This window comes from Litoribacter populi (assembly GCF_007483685.1).
In the GTDB taxonomy this organism is placed as follows: domain Bacteria; phylum Bacteroidota; class Bacteroidia; order Cytophagales; family Cyclobacteriaceae; genus Litoribacter; species Litoribacter populi.
Genome location: NZ_VMKN01000001.1, coordinates 1,424,925 through 1,440,600, shown reverse-complemented (window position 1 = coordinate 1,440,600; position 15,676 = coordinate 1,424,925). Strand labels below are relative to the sequence as shown.

Annotated in this window: 13 protein-coding genes; 3 read left to right on the top strand and 10 right to left on the bottom strand. The window is 42.5% G+C overall.

Going from position 1 to position 15,676, the window contains the following annotated elements; genetic code table 11:
• Window positions 1-11: 11 nt before the first annotated feature.
• The 9 genes from FPL27_RS06320 to FPL27_RS06280 all read right to left on the bottom strand — a co-directional run bounded on the left by FPL27_RS06320 (window position 12) and on the right by FPL27_RS06280 (window position 11,515).
• Window positions 12-1,472, bottom strand: coding sequence for a S41 family peptidase (locus FPL27_RS06320; RefSeq protein WP_221936583.1), 1,461 nt, complete (start codon window positions 1,470-1,472; stop codon window positions 12-14).
• 277 nt (window positions 1,473-1,749) lie between these two features.
• On the bottom strand, window positions 1,750-2,490 hold the full coding sequence (locus FPL27_RS06315; RefSeq protein WP_143960285.1) for a LytR/AlgR family response regulator transcription factor: 741 nt from the start codon (window positions 2,488-2,490) through the stop codon (window positions 1,750-1,752).
• Window positions 2,480-3,553, bottom strand: coding sequence for a sensor histidine kinase (locus FPL27_RS06310; RefSeq protein WP_143960284.1), 1,074 nt, complete (start codon window positions 3,551-3,553; stop codon window positions 2,480-2,482). Before FPL27_RS06310 ends, FPL27_RS06315 begins: the two co-directional genes overlap by 11 nt.
• Window positions 3,550-4,614, bottom strand: coding sequence for a sensor histidine kinase (locus FPL27_RS06305; protein WP_143960283.1), 1,065 nt, complete (start codon window positions 4,612-4,614; stop codon window positions 3,550-3,552). Before FPL27_RS06305 ends, FPL27_RS06310 begins: the two co-directional genes overlap by 4 nt.
• Window positions 4,611-5,447, bottom strand: a complete 837-nt coding sequence (locus FPL27_RS06300) for a sensor histidine kinase (RefSeq protein WP_143960282.1) — start codon at window positions 5,445-5,447, stop codon at window positions 4,611-4,613. Before FPL27_RS06300 ends, FPL27_RS06305 begins: the two co-directional genes overlap by 4 nt.
• Window positions 5,448-5,740: 293 nt before the next feature.
• A complete protein-coding gene (locus FPL27_RS06295) occupies window positions 5,741-8,170 on the bottom strand; it encodes an outer membrane beta-barrel family protein (protein ID WP_143960281.1) in 2,430 nt (809 codons plus the stop codon).
• A gap of 182 nt (window positions 8,171-8,352) precedes the next feature.
• On the bottom strand, window positions 8,353-9,177 hold the full coding sequence (locus tag FPL27_RS06290; RefSeq protein WP_143960280.1) for a tetratricopeptide repeat protein: 825 nt from the start codon (window positions 9,175-9,177) through the stop codon (window positions 8,353-8,355).
• 77 nt (window positions 9,178-9,254) lie between these two features.
• Entirely contained in the window at window positions 9,255-9,764 is a 510-nt protein-coding gene (locus tag FPL27_RS06285) for a hypothetical protein (RefSeq protein WP_143960279.1), read from the bottom strand.
• Window positions 9,765-10,051: 287 nt separating this feature from the next.
• Window positions 10,052-11,515, bottom strand: coding sequence for a S41 family peptidase (locus tag FPL27_RS06280; protein WP_143960278.1), 1,464 nt, complete (start codon window positions 11,513-11,515; stop codon window positions 10,052-10,054).
• Window positions 11,516-11,746: 231 nt separating this feature from the next.
• Here FPL27_RS06280 and FPL27_RS06275 point away from each other — a divergent pair, with 231 nt between their 5' ends.
• On the top strand, window positions 11,747-12,682 hold the full coding sequence (locus tag FPL27_RS06275) for a polysaccharide deacetylase family protein (protein WP_143960277.1): 936 nt from the start codon (window positions 11,747-11,749) through the stop codon (window positions 12,680-12,682).
• Window positions 12,683-12,864: 182 nt separating this feature from the next.
• Here FPL27_RS06275 and FPL27_RS06270 read toward each other — a convergent pair whose 3' ends face one another.
• Complete coding sequence (locus FPL27_RS06270) at window positions 12,865-13,926, bottom strand: PAS domain-containing sensor histidine kinase (RefSeq protein ID WP_143960276.1); 1,062 nt, start codon at window positions 13,924-13,926, stop codon at window positions 12,865-12,867.
• Between the two features lie 457 nt (window positions 13,927-14,383).
• Here FPL27_RS06270 and FPL27_RS06265 point away from each other — a divergent pair, with 457 nt between their 5' ends.
• A complete protein-coding gene (locus tag FPL27_RS06265) occupies window positions 14,384-15,085 on the top strand; it encodes a LytR/AlgR family response regulator transcription factor (RefSeq protein WP_143960275.1) in 702 nt (233 codons plus the stop codon).
• Between the two features lie 173 nt (window positions 15,086-15,258).
• A complete protein-coding gene (locus FPL27_RS06260; RefSeq protein WP_143960274.1) occupies window positions 15,259-15,567 on the top strand; it encodes a hypothetical protein in 309 nt (102 codons plus the stop codon).
• Window positions 15,568-15,676: the final 109 nt, after the last annotated feature.

Genomic DNA, 15,676 nt, shown 5'->3' with positions numbered 1-15,676 from the left:
TCCTATCAAAATCAGTCAGTTTGGGAGGTGGCGAACTGCAGTTTTTGGCCATGCTCATTTTCCAACAATTGACGCATATGTTCAATAGCATATTCCAAGACATCCACTTTTTCATTGACATACACATCGGGAGCTATTCCATGCGGGTCAATCGGGTTTTCCTTAAGATCTTTTGCCCGAAATGAGGTAGGAAAAATAGCTTCAAAACTACCAATTTCAATTCCAAAACCATTGAAACCATCTACCACTCCTGCGGTACTCTGTCCATAGACCACTACCCTATCACTTTGTTTGGCCCGGAATACTAAGGTTTCTCCTGAACTTGCCGTTTCATAATCCTGAAGAATTATAATTTTTTGCGGCCCCATATAGAGGGTATCCGCATTATAGGTATAGGAATAATCTGGATTTTCAAAAAATGGGGTTCCTTTGTTTGACATCATCACATCAAACTTTTCTTTTTCATTGGGTGTATAGTCTTCCACTTTTTTATTCGGTTCTCCTGTAATGTAGTCCATCCAGAATTGGATATTATAATCAGTATACCAATAGCCGCTCACAGGAACCTCTATCGGCCCACTGAGGATATAGGGAAGTAAAGGAAAATAAGTATAGTCACTACCCCCACTATTTCCCCTGATATCCACTATCATAAAATCCGATTTCATGATGTTTTCGTGATGGGCTTGCAAGGTACTGTCTACAAAGGATGCTCCCACAGACCCAAAACTAGGGAGCCTTAGGTATGGAATTTCCTCAATGTATGATAAATGAAACTCCTTGAATTTAGCGTCTATTTCGTTTACAGGTTTTTGGGTTTGTTCAGGCCATATCTTTTGCCAAGCGTTTAAACCATCTAATTCTAGTAAGGAATTATTGACCTGCTGACCGGTAGTTTGGTAAATGGAATGATCCCCCAGCATAAAGTTTACCTGGTAATCGGTGCCAAAATCTGAAATTAATTCAAACTTTACGTCTGTTTGCTCCCAATCAGGATTACCGCTGTCTAGGATGATTCCTACATAGTCTCTTTCACGATTATTATCTTCCGGGTTGGGGATGATGGCGACGGTATAGCTGCCACTTTCCCAGATACCGAGGATTGGGTTTAAGGTAAAATTCTTGGCTTTGTAATCATCCTTAAACTGTTTTTCGGAAAGGGGTATCTTTTCAAAGTATAAATCCTCCTCGCTGCTGCTGGAATTCAGGATATAGGTATGCCCATCCCTGAAGAAATGTAGATACCTGTCTAGAACAGTCTTACATTCACTTAAAGTAGAGACTTGGCCGGCTTTATTCCGCATCAATTCCTTGTGTGCATCGTATAGGCTTTGGTTTTGGTCTGTTACTTTATAGATAAATAAGGCATAATTTTCTTCATAGGCTTGTACGGTTGCCTCAAAGGCATCTTTGCAATTACAATCCTGAGCTTGTAAAGAAATCAACGTAGATATAAATAGTACTAAAGTCAATAGCGTTTTAAAATAGTCTTCATCAGTATGTATTATAAGGGGAAACTTGTTGCTTGAATTTGTAAAGCTGTTTAGATAGCATGTTGAGGACCCGCTTCACTAAAGGCTACTCAAAATTGCTTCCTTAAAAACCCCCATGGCAAACTGAAATCCTCAACAGTGTATAAATTTGCTTCATATGGTTCTTGTAAAATTGATTTCCTGAAATAACCCATTTCCTTACAAGGGCGAAATTCTTTTAGACCAACCTAGTGAATTTTTCGACTAAAGGCCGAGCCTACCGAAACCACTCCTGGATTTCACTTTTGATGGCTTCCCGATAGGTGGGGCCGATCAGTACTTCGTCCCCCAAAGCGGTTTCTATCATATTCCCATTGATAGCCCTGATGGATGATTTTTGAATGATGCAGGATCTACTGACACGCATAAAATCCTGATCCGGCAGGACTTCTTCCATCCTTTTCATGGTAAGGTAGGTGATGATGTTTCTGCCTTCCAGGTGAATCTGCACATAATCTTTCAAGCCTGTGACCATATGGACTTCCTTAAAAGTAAGCTGTATGGATTTTCCGCCCTCCTTTACCCAAAACACTTCCCTTGGGCTTCCTGGCTTCTGGTAAGTCTCCTTCAAAGAGGAAAGCTCCCGCTTGGTGTGGGTATGGTCATAGACCTTATACACGGCCTTGTAAAACCTGTCAAATGATATGGGCTTCAACAGGTAATCGGATACCTCCATTTCAAATCCCTCCAATGCAAATTGGGGAAAGGCAGTCGTCAGGATGATCTGGGGACGAAATTGCTGTAATATCTTAAGCATTTCCAGTCCGCTCATCTCCGGCATCTGGATGTCCAGAAAAACCAGGTCAGGCTTCAGTTCCTGGATATCCTTGAAACCTTCGATGGCATTGTTGGACTTCTTCAACAAGGTCAAAAAGGGCACCTTCTGGATATGGTTCTCAATAACCTGCTGTGCAATGGGCTCATCTTCAATGATGAGGCAGGAAAGGTTAATTTCCATGGTCAATTATAGTTAAAGCTATTTTAAAAGTATTTTCTTCCACCGAAACCTTAAAGGTGTGTTTTTCTGGATAAAGCAGTTCAAGTCTTCTTTGCGCGTTTTCGAGTCCTATCCCTCCCACTTCTAACGGTTGCTTGTTTTGCGGTATGCTATTGCAGACAACGAAGCTCAGCGAATTCCCTTCTTGGGTGAGGTTTATCTTGACCCAGGAGGCTGCTATGCTTTTGTTTACCCCGTGCTTGAAGGCATTTTCAACAAAGGAGATCAGCAAGAGGGGAGCAATGGGAGTTTCCATGTTTGTCACTTTCACATCAAAATCAATGGCCACATGATCGTGGTGCCTGATTTTTTCCAGGTGTATATAATCTTCCAAAAACTGTATTTCCCGGCTAAGGGGAATGCTGGACTCCTGGCTCTCATACAGGGAAAATCTCAACAAATCGGACATCTTCAACACCGCCTCTCCGGCTTTCTCATTCTCCATCACCAAGCCGTAGATATTGTTGAGGGTATTGAAAAGAAAGTGCGGGTGGAACTGTGCCTTCAGGTTTTCCAGCTCCAGGCCTGCGTTCAATACCATCAGGTCTGCGTTGTTTTTGACCGCAGCCATATGCTTCATCATGACATAACCACAGGTATAGATTACAAGGGGTAAATAAATATAGGTACTCACCCAGGCAAAACCGATAAGGGTAAACACTTTGTCAAAAGCATCTACATAAGCCAATCCATACCACCTGACCAACCGGGGAATACCCGCATATATTTGCATGAAATATTTTAATGGGTAGACGGTGAGAAAATAATTTATAAAGTATAGGATTGTCGAAGCAATAAGTAATAAAAATACCCTCTCCCATACTTTAGGCACCCGAAGGACGGTATCGAGCGCCCAAAAATTCAACATTACAAGACCCATGATAGACAGGGAGAACACCCAAATGGGAAAGTCATAAAGTGGAATTCCGAGGCTTACCTGTGCCATGCCTGTCATCAAAACCCAAAGAAATATCAGGAACCAAATTTGGGCTCGTTTATAATCTTTTTCCACCCAACCCATCATGTAGTAATTTTAAATGTTAGGGAAAAAACCTCCTGCTGATCGGACACCACAAGCTCATGCTTTTGGGGATAAAGCAGCGTCAGCCTTCGCTTTACATTTTCAAGGCCTATGCCTCCTGGCCCTTCTTTTTTACTTCCTTTGGCAGGTTTACTGTTGGACACTTCAAAGGTTATGATGTTTTCCTGTTGCCTCAAATTAATTTTAACCCAGGAATTACGGATACTGCTGTTCACCCCATGCTTAAAGGCATTCTCTACAAAAGTGATCAGCAAAAGGGGAGCAATAGGAGAATCATCATCTTCCACTGTCACCTCAAAATCTATAGATACATGCTCGTGATGCCGGATTTTCTCCAAATGGATATAATCTTCCAAAAACCGGATTTCCCTGCTGAGCGGTATGCGGTCTTCCTTGCTTTCATATAAGGAAAACCTCAAAAGCCCGGATAACTTCAAGACTGCATCACCCGCTTGCTCGTTGGTCATGACCAAACCGTAAATATTGTTGAGGGTGTTGAAAAGAAAGTGCGGGTGGAATTGGTTCTTCAGGTTTTCAAGTTCCAAGCCTGCATTCAATACCAATAGGTCTGCCTTCTTATTGACTGCAGCCATATGCTTCATCATCATAAAACCACAGGAATAAAGGATGAAAGGGAAGTAAATGAATTCAATCATCCAGCCCACACTGACCAAACTAAACAAGTTTTCATGTGCATTTACGAAAGCCCTCTCATGCCATCTGACCACCATAGGAATATCAGCATATATTTGGATAAAATATTTTAAAGGGAATACGAGGAGGAAAAAACCAATTCCGTAAAGGAGTGTTGATACAATCAGCAACAGCAGTACCCTCACCCATATAATGGGCACATGAAAAATTTTATAGGAAACCCAAAAATTAAACAATACCAGACATAAGATGTAGATGGAGTACACCAACACCGGGAAGTCATAAAAAGGGACTTCAAAGATAAGCTGTACATTGGTCCCTATTAACACCCAAAGCACTACCAATAGCCCAATTTGGGCTTGCCTCATGTTTTTTCCGACCCACTTCATGTTGTAGCCAATTTTAATGCTAAGGAAAAAACACCCTTCTTGTCGGATACCACAAGTTCATATTTTTGAGGATAAAGGAGGGTCAGCCTTCGTTTTACATTTTCGAGGCCTATGCCTCCAGGCACTTCTTCTTTACTGCTTTGGGCAGGTTTACTATTGGACACTTCAAAAGCAATGGTATTTCCCTTTTGCATTAAGCATATATTCACCCAAGAATTACGGATACTGTTGTTCACTCCATGCTTGAAGGCATTTTCCACAAAAGTGATCAACAAAAGGGGAGCAATAGGCGATTCCTGATCTTCTACTTTTACTTCAAAATCAATGGTGACATGCTCGTGATGCCGGATTCTTTCCAAATGGATATAATCTTCCAAAAACTGGATTTCCCTGCTAAGGGGGATGCTGTCTTCCTCGCTCTCATACAGGGAAAACCTTAGCAAATCAGACATTTTCAATACTGCTTCACCCGCTTGCTCATTCTCCATGACCAAGCCGTAAATGTTGTTCAGCGTATTGAAAAGGAAGTGGGGGTGAAACTGGGCTTTCAAGAAATTCAGTTCAATCTCTGTCTTCTCCTTTTGAAGTAAGATATTCCTTTTATTGGTCTCATAGTTTCTGATAAATGCTTCAAACGTAGCCGTCATAATATTACCAAAAAGGACTGATGTTAAAACCCAGATAAATGGTAGAAGAGAAAAAACATCAGAAAATGAGCGTATACCGTACCGCTGGCTGAGCACTGCCATATGAGTATATTCAGGAAACTGCCCTGCAAAAAATTCTAGGGACAAGGGAGCAATATATGACAAACCAAAAAGCAGGATTAACATAAAAATATAAGTAATATGATATTTTCTGTGCAAAAGCTTTTCCCCCCAATTAAACAAAAAATAATGGTTTAAAAGAATAAGGGAGAATACAAAGATGGTATACAGCAAGGTGAGCTGACTCAAGTATTCCGCCTTGAACAAAATCGAAATATTCCATATCCAGATGAGGAAAATTAAAATCCAGGAGCCTAAATACCAGCCCCTGGAATTGTTAACACCCGAAAAAACGGGGAAATTGTTTTTTAATGTTTCTACCACTTAAATCAATATTATCAGTGTATTTTCTTCCCAACTTAATTAGCCCGATTGATCACATCCTCGTTGCCTAGTTTTTGACTATTAGCCCCTTTGACGGTTTTCTTTCCAAACTTATAGACCAATCCCAGCTGCACCCTCCTGGCGTCATGGTATTCCCTAGACCGCAGAAAGCCATTGTAGGAAGTAACCTCTCCCCCATCAAAGCTGGTCCTGAACAAATCCAGCCCGGAAATCACATATTGTAGATTATTGTCCAGCAGGTTCCCTTTTAAGGCTATCCTGGTGTACTGGCTTCTGACGGTCCTCACCAACCCATAATCAAAAGGCTCTTGGATACTATATGCCAAATCCAGGCTCATGCCCTTGGGAAGACTGATAGTATTGTTGAAACCATAGGTCTGGAAAAAACTCCTGGGAATGGACAGGTTTTCGAAAGCCTGTTCATATATTTCCCCGTTGTAAATCGCTCCCATGCCAAACACACTTCCGGACCACCAGTTCGTGAAATCAAAACTATAATTTATTGTGGTACTATAATAATCCAAATTGAAATTAGTGGGGCTCAGGACAAAAGCCCCGTTGTTGAAGACAGGCAGGTTCGTGCTCGCATCCACCTGCTTTTGGTATTCCAGCTCAACGAAAAGGTTGTTTTTAATGACACTGTTCACACTGAAGGACCTGTTGTACTGGGGTCTCAGCCTTGGATTGCCGGATACATTGGTATAGTCATCCACATAAACCTGAAATGGAGTCAGGGAATTAAATCCGGGCCTGTTGATGGTTTCCCGGTAGTTGGCTGACAGTACCCAATGCTCTGACATGGGTCTGGTCAGTTGGAAGGTCGGGAAGAAATCCGTCAGCTTTCTGTTGACGATTTCGGTTTGTGTTTTCAAATCCCTCACCAGCATGGTGGAATGCTCCATTCTCAATCCGGCACTCAACTGGGTTTTCCCAAAGCTTTTATTCACATTGCCATATGCAGCCAAGATATTTTCCTCAAAATTATTGCTGAAAGTAAAGGCCTCGTCCACTACATATCCAGTTGGGGTCAACAGTTCCTGGGTAGGACGGGTATTGTTGGTGGAAAAGGCAAGCTTAGTGCCTGCTGTTGCCTGCCAGCCATTATGGAAAGGCAAATCCAAGTCCACCTGCGTCACAAGAATCTCCGCATTGGAGACATTCCTGTTTCTGAATCTTCTCAAAGGAGTCAAAACCTGTCCCTCGGGAGAAATGATATCCTGCTGTCTCATTACATCCAGTTCATCAACGGCCAATGGGGAATAGGTAAAAACCACATCCAACTGCTTGCCCAAGCTGTCCAATTGGCCTGAATAATAAAAACTGTAATTCTCTGAAGTCCGGTGACCGGAATTGACCATATGCGACACCAGCAAAGAATCGGGACTCTGATGGGGCCTTTCAGAAAACCGAAGTGTCTGCCTATTAAATGATCCCTCTTGAATTGACCTTAAAGAATTGAAGTTTTGGAAACCTATCTTGTGGTTTTTGTTGAGGTAATATTCAAATCTCCCTCTAAGTCCCAATCTTCCGGACAAGGTAGACCCTTCGCTGGACTCACTAATAGCCATTTCGGTACCATCTACAGCAAACAAACGGTGCCCCTCTCTTGTAAAAAGCCAATCCTGCAAGCCATAGGTAAGGTTGAGGTCCACCAGCCATTTTTCCTTCCTATAGGTCAATTGTACCCCGGTACTGGACCTGAACCTTCTGCCTTGCGACAGGGTGGTCCTGGCAGTACCCGAAAGGCCATAGTTCTTCGATTTTTTGGTAGTGATTTTGATGACTGAGTTGATGTTGGAAGGATATCGGGAGGAGGGGTTGGTAATGAATTCAATGTTCTCGATTTCATCCCCGGTCATTGTTTCCAGGATGGAACTCATGGTGGCACCCGGCATCTGGACATTGTCCAGCACGATCAGGATGCCTGCCTTACCGTTGATGGAAATGCCCTCGCCCTGTACCTGCACAAAAGGCAGGGCCCTGAAGATATCCAGCAGGTTTTCCGCCTGGAAGGAACTGGCCGTCACATCCATCACAAACCTGTCGGATTTCCGCTCCACCACTGGTCTTTGCGCACTGACCACCACCTCATCCAAGCCTAATTCAGTTTGGCTTAAAATGATTTCCTTCATTTTAAGCGGAGTCTGGTTGGCATTAAACCCAAAAGGACTTCCTACATAGGGCATGAAACCTACCGAAGAAACCGAAAGGAGATAACTTCCCGAACTTACCTGCTGAAGCAGAAAAATTCCGTTTTCGTCCGTAATGGCACCTTTTGCCATACTGCTATCTGCAGCGTTCAGCAGCGTAACGGTCGCAAAGGCCGCCCCCGAGGCCCCGGATTCCAATATCCGCCCCTGAATCTGCCCCTGAGCCATAATCTCAAACCCTAAACAAAAACAACAATACACAAACAACAGCGCCGAAAAGCCAGCTTTTTTCATGACCAAAAGATTTAAAATAATTGAATATCCGAATTAAGGACCAATCCACCCGGGCAGCAATTCTTTTAGACGAAGGCGGGGTTATTTTCGACTAAAACGATTCCTGTTGTTGCTTGAGTTTCGAAAGCTTAGAGCTGGCTTTTAGTGGGTGAAAATTTATCACTCGGATGTCAAACAATCAGTTAATTGGCACCATTTCGCTCCTCATTTTCAATCGTACTCATATATACCTTATCCATATGATGGGTATAGACGTCGTGCATCCTTTGTTTGTTTTGGTAGTATTCACGAGCGAGGGACAGGTTTTCTACATAGGCCTCTTTTTGGTTTAAGGCCTTATGGGCAAGTGCAGCATAGTATCTGTTTTCTGATAGGTCGTTTATCTTTTTCTGTTTGTCCAGAAATTCAATGGCCTTGGCGTAATTTCCTTTTTCCAGGTACATTACCCCCAGATGCAGTTGGTCATATACTCCAACAAAATATGTTTCATCCCCAAGCTTTTCCAGAATAAGATCAATAGCCAAATCGGTCTTTCCAATAGCCTTATAGCAGAGTGCCAAGGCGATGTCCAGATGGTAATGGCCATTTACAGATATTCCCATATCATTGTTGGTCAATTTTTTCAAAAGCAAAAGGTCTTCAATGGCACCTTTGTAATCTCTGAAAAACTGATACCTGCACCAACCCCGATATTCAAGATAGCCTAAGGTATCATATTCCACAGCCTTATCAATGAGCTTTTTCCATTCAATAAAGTCTCCGCTTTTGAGATAAGCCACAGATTTTGCCCTGTAGGGATAGGCCCAGGTAGGATCCATCTGGATAACCCTGTCAAATACCTGTTGGTATTCCTTGCTGAACTGATAATGGCCTGCAGCTTTTTCGGCTTCCAAACAGGCTTCATACCGCTTCATTTCACCGTTCAGTTTGAAATAGTTGCAGTTTGGCTGGGCAAGTGAAGTAGCTAAAACCAAGAGGAATAGCATAGCGGTAAGCGAATATTTCATGAGGTTAAAATTTACTCTTCTAAATCAAGTTTTCCCACGATGAAACCTCGAAGTCTCTTTCCCATCAACAAATTAACTTAGGGCAGGATTTCTTCGATTCTACCTTGGTGGATTTTGAACACTAAGTATTGGTAATAGTCAATGGGTTGTTCGGCAGTTTCGAATCCATTCCAGGCGTCCAGCGATTTTGTCAGCGATAAGAGTTGGTCAGAGATCTTTTGGTCGAATGGTCTTTCTTTATAATTCTCATCAGATTCCGTCATCCTAAACCGGCCAGCCTCACCTTTGCAATTGACGATGAACCGGATCCTTATCCAGCCCGATTGATCTAAGTTTACAGAATTGTAGTTTTTAAGAAAATAGTCCTCGATGTAGGGCTTCTCTTCCTTGATATGGTCTTCGTGGGTAAGGCTGAAATATTGATAGACCATGCTGTCGCTCCCGCAAATTTCAAAATCAACCTCATCCACTTTTGGGTCGTGAGCGATATCGCCAATCCACCTCAAATATTCCTGCTGTTGTTCTGTTTGGGCACTGCAAGAGAAAAATATGCAAAGGATAAACAGTGCAAAGGGAATTCCTTTCATCTCATAAATTTTAAATGGCATCTATTTATCCTTGACCTAACCAAGCGTAGAAAAATAGGTTTTAAAAAGAAATCTAGTTTTTTAACTGGGTATAATTTTACTATAATTTTGAGAAATTACCAACTACTTATACCGATATGGGCTTATCTTTCTTGTATGGTGCGTTTGAATTCTCAAAACGTCATTAAGTTGCCCGGGTAAACGTCCCTTAGGCGCGGGGTAATCCCGAAATAATCGGGGAAGCCAACTAGACTTGCCTCCTTCCGGCCCCCGATTAGTCTCCCCCATTATTGCGTAACGCTTACTAACTGCCTCATATGCCGCAGTGCAAATTCCAGGGCATCAACCGATTTATCCAGATAGACATCCGGAGCAATACCGTAGGGATCAATGGGATTGGTATCTACATCTAGCGCTCTCACGCTCAAGGGATACCTCAGCGTCATACAGCCCAACTCCAGTTCAGCACCATTGAATCCATCGATTATCCCTGCCGTATTTTGCCCATAGACGGTGACCCTAGAACTTTTTTTGGCCCTCAATACAAAGGTTTCTCCGGAACTGATAGTTTTATCACTAGTGAGGATAGCTACTCTTACGGGGTTGGCATAGATGGTATCGGGACTATAAGTATAGGATTCACCTCCAAAGGCAAGCAAAGTATCCATGCTGCTGTAAAAGAGCCTCAACAGCGCCTTATCCTCCTCGTCCTCGAGTTCATCGATTTCCTCTTCTGTAATTCCCACACCTAACTGCGTTTTGTTGTAGGCACTCAGGTAGTGGTACACGTTGGGCATTTGGATGGGGCCGGTCAGGATATAGGGCATCAAGGGGTGATAGACAGAATCATATCCACCACTGTTCTTTCGCACATCCATTACCATGAAAGGAGCCTTAATTAACTGCCCATGGTACTCCTCCAGCACCTTTCTCAGGCTTTCATTGGAGGAAGGCATAAAGCCGGGAAACCTAAAATAAGGAATGCCACCGTCCAGTATTTCAAAATGAAAGCCCTCATAGGCCATTGCCTCGGGTTGCTTCTTTTGCGCCACACGGTTTCCTGGCCAGACCTTATCCCAATCGTTCAAGCCTTCAAATTGTAGCAGCCCCCCATGCTTCAACTTTGATTCTACCGCTTTGGGTGAATGATCTCCCATGAAAAAAGTGGCTTTGTAATCATTGCCGTACACCTTTTGAAGGGTAAACTTCACCTCACCGGGCTGCCAGTCCGGGTTTTCACTCCCCAGGATAACACCGATAAAATCCCTGTTTTTGCCGCCCGGATCCGCTTCGGCTATAATGGCCACCCGGTAGCTCCCGCTTTCCCAGATACCAAGGAGATCTTCCTGCTCCCCTGCTGCTGCCAGATAACTGCTCTTGAAGTCTTCTTCCCCCAAGGCAACCCGCTCAAAAACTTTCTCCCCTGCTTCTTCCTGAAAATTCAACCACATGTGTCCATCCCTAAAAAAGCCCAGCCAGGTATTGAGGACCTGTTTGCACTCCTCAAAACCCGAGGCAGCTCCCGCTTGCTGCTTCATGACGGCGGTGAATGCCTCATACACCTCCCGGTTTTGATCCGTCACTTTGAACCTAAACAGGGAATAATTCTGCTCTACACCAACAGCCAAAGCATCCAGGGATTCCTCACAGGAACAGCTTTGTGCTGAAAGGGATTGTTGCGACAACATGAGGAAAAGAGAAATGGCCAGGCATACCCAGGCGGAATGGGAACGAATAAAAAGAAAGCTCATATGTAAGAAATTGAGCCCTAATTAACGTAAAAAATCTTTTATAAACGCTATCTGTCCTTTGAATTGATACACATAGAGCCTACCGCTCTATGGATTTTGATAGCCCCGAAAGGGCTTCTCAGATATAATATTTAATTAATTTACCGCACATTCTTTTGAATCCGATTACCTCAAGCATCAACCAGCTGATTTACTTCACTATATTTGAAATAACGATAAAAATATAACCCCATGTTTCACAAACCCCTGCTAGTACTGTTTTTTAGCTTCATCATCTCCATCTCCTGGAGCCAAAACCATGAGGTGTGCTTCACTTTTGATGACCTTACCTTTGTCCCCTACTCCCATCAAGATATAGGGTTCCAGCAAATGATGACGGCCAAACTACTGGAAACGCTCAAGGAAAACGATATCCCGGCCATTGGTTTCGTCAATGAAACCAAGCTTTACCAAGAAGGATCCCTAGATGAACAAAGGGTGGGGCTGTTGAAGGAATGGCTGGCACAAGGCTTTGAATTGGGCAACCATACCTTCTCTCATGCCAATTACCATCAGGTCGGTTTTGAGAAATACACCCAAGATATCCTCCAAGGAGAAAGGGTGGCCAAACCCCTTTTGGAGGAGTTTGGAAGGCATTATAAGTATTTCCGCCACCCCTACCTGCGGATTGGCCGCAGCAAAGCAGCACATGATTCACTCAACCTTTTTCTCGCTTCACATGGGTATCAGGAAGCCCCGGTAACCATTGATAATGAAGACTACCTCTTTGCCGCCGCCTATGACAAGGCCCTAGCCTCGGAAGATGAAGGCCTGCAATCGAAAGTCGGTTCGGCCTATATCCGGTACATGGAGAAAAAGCTGTTGTACTACCAGCAAATGTCGAACAAACTGTTTGACCGGAACATCAAGCAAATCCTACTTTTACATGCCAACGCACTCAATGCCGATTTCCTGGATGCATTGGCAGAAATGTACCGCCAAAACGGGTACACCTTTATTTCCCTGGAAGAGGCATTAGAAGACCCAGCCTTCAATACCCCCATCAGCAAGTACGGCGACTGGGGCATATCATGGCTGGACCGGTGGGCATTGAGCCTGGGTAAAGGGGGGGAATTCTTCGAAGGCGATCCGAGGACTCCCCGGTTTATCAGGGATTTGCTGAAGTGATTTTTGAAAAAAACTGCCAGGTTTAAATCACCTTGACACGAAAACCTAGTAGGTTTAATCCCCGCCAGGACACCGGGCTCCTCACCTGTGAAACATGTGCACTTTATTTACAAAATCAAACATCAGAGAGAAGAGAAAGGATATTCGGGTGTGCATCCGGGTTTGAAGCTGTCCAAAGGATTTTATCTTTCATATGGCAACTCTATGGTGAATGCAGATCCCAATTTTTCTTCACTTGAAAAAGAGATGTTGCCTCCCAGCCTATTGATAAATTCCTTAACGATGTTCAAACCCAAGCCGGTGCCCGGAATTTGCCGAACATTACTTGCCCTATAAAAGAAATCAAAAATAAATTCCTGATCTTCTTTAGGAATACCGATCCCGTAATCGGCTACTTTCAAAATAAAATGATTGGTTTTGTATACCAAGAGCAATACAGGGATTTCATTGGAAGCCCCGGAAAATTTAACAGCATTCTCTATAAGGTTTTTGACTATACAGGAAAGCCAATGAGGATCTGATTGGACAGACCTATCCTCCTCAGGAAAAACCATACGGATGAAGTTTTCACCATGGCTTTCCTCCATGCCCAATACGAGTTGTTCCAGGAAACATCTGATAGGGACCGGCACAAAACGGATATCTGTGATGGTTTCCACGTTTTCCCGCATGAACATACTGCTGTTGATCATTTCGGTCAACCGGTGTGTCTGTTTTGTGATTCTGGCCAGATGAACCTTAAGTTTTTCCTGCAACGGAGATGCAGAGACATCCTCAATGAGGGGAGCAAGGATTTCCTCGCTACTCATCATAATGGCCAAAGGGTTCCTGAACTCATGCAAGGCTGCCGAAGCAAGCCGTAGGACAAATCTGTTTTTCTCTTTTTCCTCATACAGCGCTTCCTCCAGATTATTGATCATAGATTCCCGCTCGGTCACATCCCTGGAGGTGGTAAGAATTGATTCTACCTTACCACTGGAAGTATGCAGAGGCTTGGAAGAAATTTCCAGAATCACTTTTTTACTTTTAATGGTTTTGTGCTTTACAGGGACAATTATTTTTTGGGGAAAGGATAAATTTAAGTTAACCGAATATCCGAATATTTCTTTTGGAGTTTTGTTCAGGATTTCGTGTGGTTGATATCCCAAAATATTGGTGATGGAGGGGGACACATATTTATATACCAGCTCCTGATCCTGGAGAGCAATTATAACATCTGTGTTCTCAACTATTAATCTGTGCATAATTACAAATTCTTTAACTGACAAGACAGAGCCGTTTTTTACCCATTGAGATAGCCGAAACTTAAATCTCCATGAAAGCTTTTCCTGGAGAGCTTCAGGATGGCGGATAAACCTTACATCTGAAGCTATTCCTTTACAACTCCTTAATCATTCACTTGTTGGAAAAGTCTGCTTTTAGGCTCCAAACACCTTCCGTCTGAAATACTCCACAAAATATACTGAGGGGTTTTTAACAGCTATCCCTATACTTCACATTTGCCGGATAGTGTTTTTCAATTTGGTTTATAAACCAGGTTTTGGTAATTCCGTGCTGATGCTACTGCTGGGATCTAGGGCGATTTTTAAGAAAACGTAAAATAAGGGAATTTAAATCATTAAATTTCTCCAATCATTTACAATTTCAAACACTTAGTTAATCTCTCCTTATTTTTTGCCATATTTTATGGAACTTTGAAATATGGAGAGGATTTTAATTGTAGAGGATGACCATGAACTCGCTACAAATTTTCAAGATATCCTTGAAGATTTGGGTTATGAAGTACCGGCTATACTTGCTGACGGTAAAGAAATCCTGAATTATCTGCATGCTGAAAAAATCGACCTGATTCTTCTAGATATATTGATCCATGGCAAAATGGAAGGTTTGGAGCTTGCCCAAACCATTAAACAGGTCTTTCCAGAAATTTCCATAGTTTTCTGTACCGGACTTTCGGAGAAGTCAATATTGGACAGGGTCTCCACTATTCATCAAAATGGATATTTATTAAAGCCCTTTACTAAGGACAGTCTTAAATCGGCAGTCTACCTTGCCCTGAACGGTAGACACAGGACTGAGGATTTTAAGATAAGAAGTTGTCTGAAAATAAGGGACAAAGGCCATTTGGTTTTGGTGCCGGTAGAAGAGGTGTTGTTTTTAAAAGCAGATGGCATGTATACTAAAATTCACACCCTTTCTAAATGTTATACCGTGAGGGATATTCTTAAAGATGTGGTGGAAGGAATCACCGACCACAGGTTTCAAAGGGTTCATAAGTCCTTTATCATCAACGTAGACCATGTAACTTCCTTCAACTCAAAAGAAATCGTGATCCAGGATCACATTATTCCAATGAGAAGGGGGTTTTCCAAAGTGCTCAAAAGGTTATTTGAAGTTTATTGATCCCCACCCGAGAATCACATATTCCTTTTATTTACATTTTTTTACCAAATTGGATTTCCCTGCCAGTCATTTTTATTCTGATTGAAAATTTCCTATAATTTTATGTAAGGATTTGATAATCGACTGCTGATTTATAGTCTTTTCCTTTAGGATTTCTGAATATAATGTGCCCGATGCTTTTTGAATTTTTTCTCATCCTCCTTCTGCTGATTGCTTTAATGGTGACTTTATTGAATCTCCCTACAAAAAGAAGATACTCCTCAAGTCAGCTTATGGCCACCCTTAAAAAAGCCCAACAACAATCGAAAAAAGCCATCCAAGAAGGAAGAATATTTGAAGCCATTGAAATCTTACAAAAAGCCCATAAACAGATTGAAGATATCGATGTGGGTTACGACAGAAACAAAAAAAAGAAAAAAGCCCTAAGGCTGATCCAAACCAAATTGAAGGTGCTGAACGGGGAGTTTTCAACCTATAGGTAAGGGATGGTCGAAAGTATTTCTTTTTGCTAGGGCTAAACTTGGTGAACTACAACAACCCCCTCTCCACCAGTGTGATGGAGTTTCAGGAAAAATTGATATTTTCACCTTT

Bases quoted from the DNA above. Each gene is read 5' to 3' on its own strand.
- FPL27_RS06315 (WP_143960285.1), bottom strand. From the start codon at position 2,490: ATGGAAATTAACCTTTCCTGCCTCATCATTGAAGATGAGCCCATTGCA.
- FPL27_RS06310 (WP_143960284.1), bottom strand. From the start codon at position 3,553: ATGATGGGTTGGGTGGAAAAAGATTATAAACGAGCCCAAATTTGGTTC.
- FPL27_RS06305 (WP_143960283.1), bottom strand. From the start codon at position 4,614: ATGAAGTGGGTCGGAAAAAACATGAGGCAAGCCCAAATTGGGCTATTG.
- FPL27_RS06300 (WP_143960282.1), bottom strand. From the start codon at position 5,447: ATGTTAATCCTGCTTTTTGGTTTGTCATATATTGCTCCCTTGTCCCTA.
- FPL27_RS06295 (WP_143960281.1), bottom strand. From the start codon at position 8,170: ATGAAAAAAGCTGGCTTTTCGGCGCTGTTGTTTGTGTATTGTTGTTTT.
- FPL27_RS06290 (WP_143960280.1), bottom strand. From the start codon at position 9,177: ATGAAATATTCGCTTACCGCTATGCTATTCCTCTTGGTTTTAGCTACT.
- FPL27_RS06285 (WP_143960279.1), bottom strand. From the start codon at position 9,764: ATGAAAGGAATTCCCTTTGCACTGTTTATCCTTTGCATATTTTTCTCT.
- FPL27_RS06280 (WP_143960278.1), bottom strand. From the start codon at position 11,515: ATGAGCTTTCTTTTTATTCGTTCCCATTCCGCCTGGGTATGCCTGGCC.
- FPL27_RS06275 (WP_143960277.1), top strand. From the start codon at position 11,747: ATGTTTCACAAACCCCTGCTAGTACTGTTTTTTAGCTTCATCATCTCC.
- FPL27_RS06270 (WP_143960276.1), bottom strand. From the start codon at position 13,926: ATGCACAGATTAATAGTTGAGAACACAGATGTTATAATTGCTCTCCAG.
- FPL27_RS06265 (WP_143960275.1), top strand. From the start codon at position 14,384: ATGGAGAGGATTTTAATTGTAGAGGATGACCATGAACTCGCTACAAAT.
- FPL27_RS06260 (WP_143960274.1), top strand. From the start codon at position 15,259: ATGCTTTTTGAATTTTTTCTCATCCTCCTTCTGCTGATTGCTTTAATG.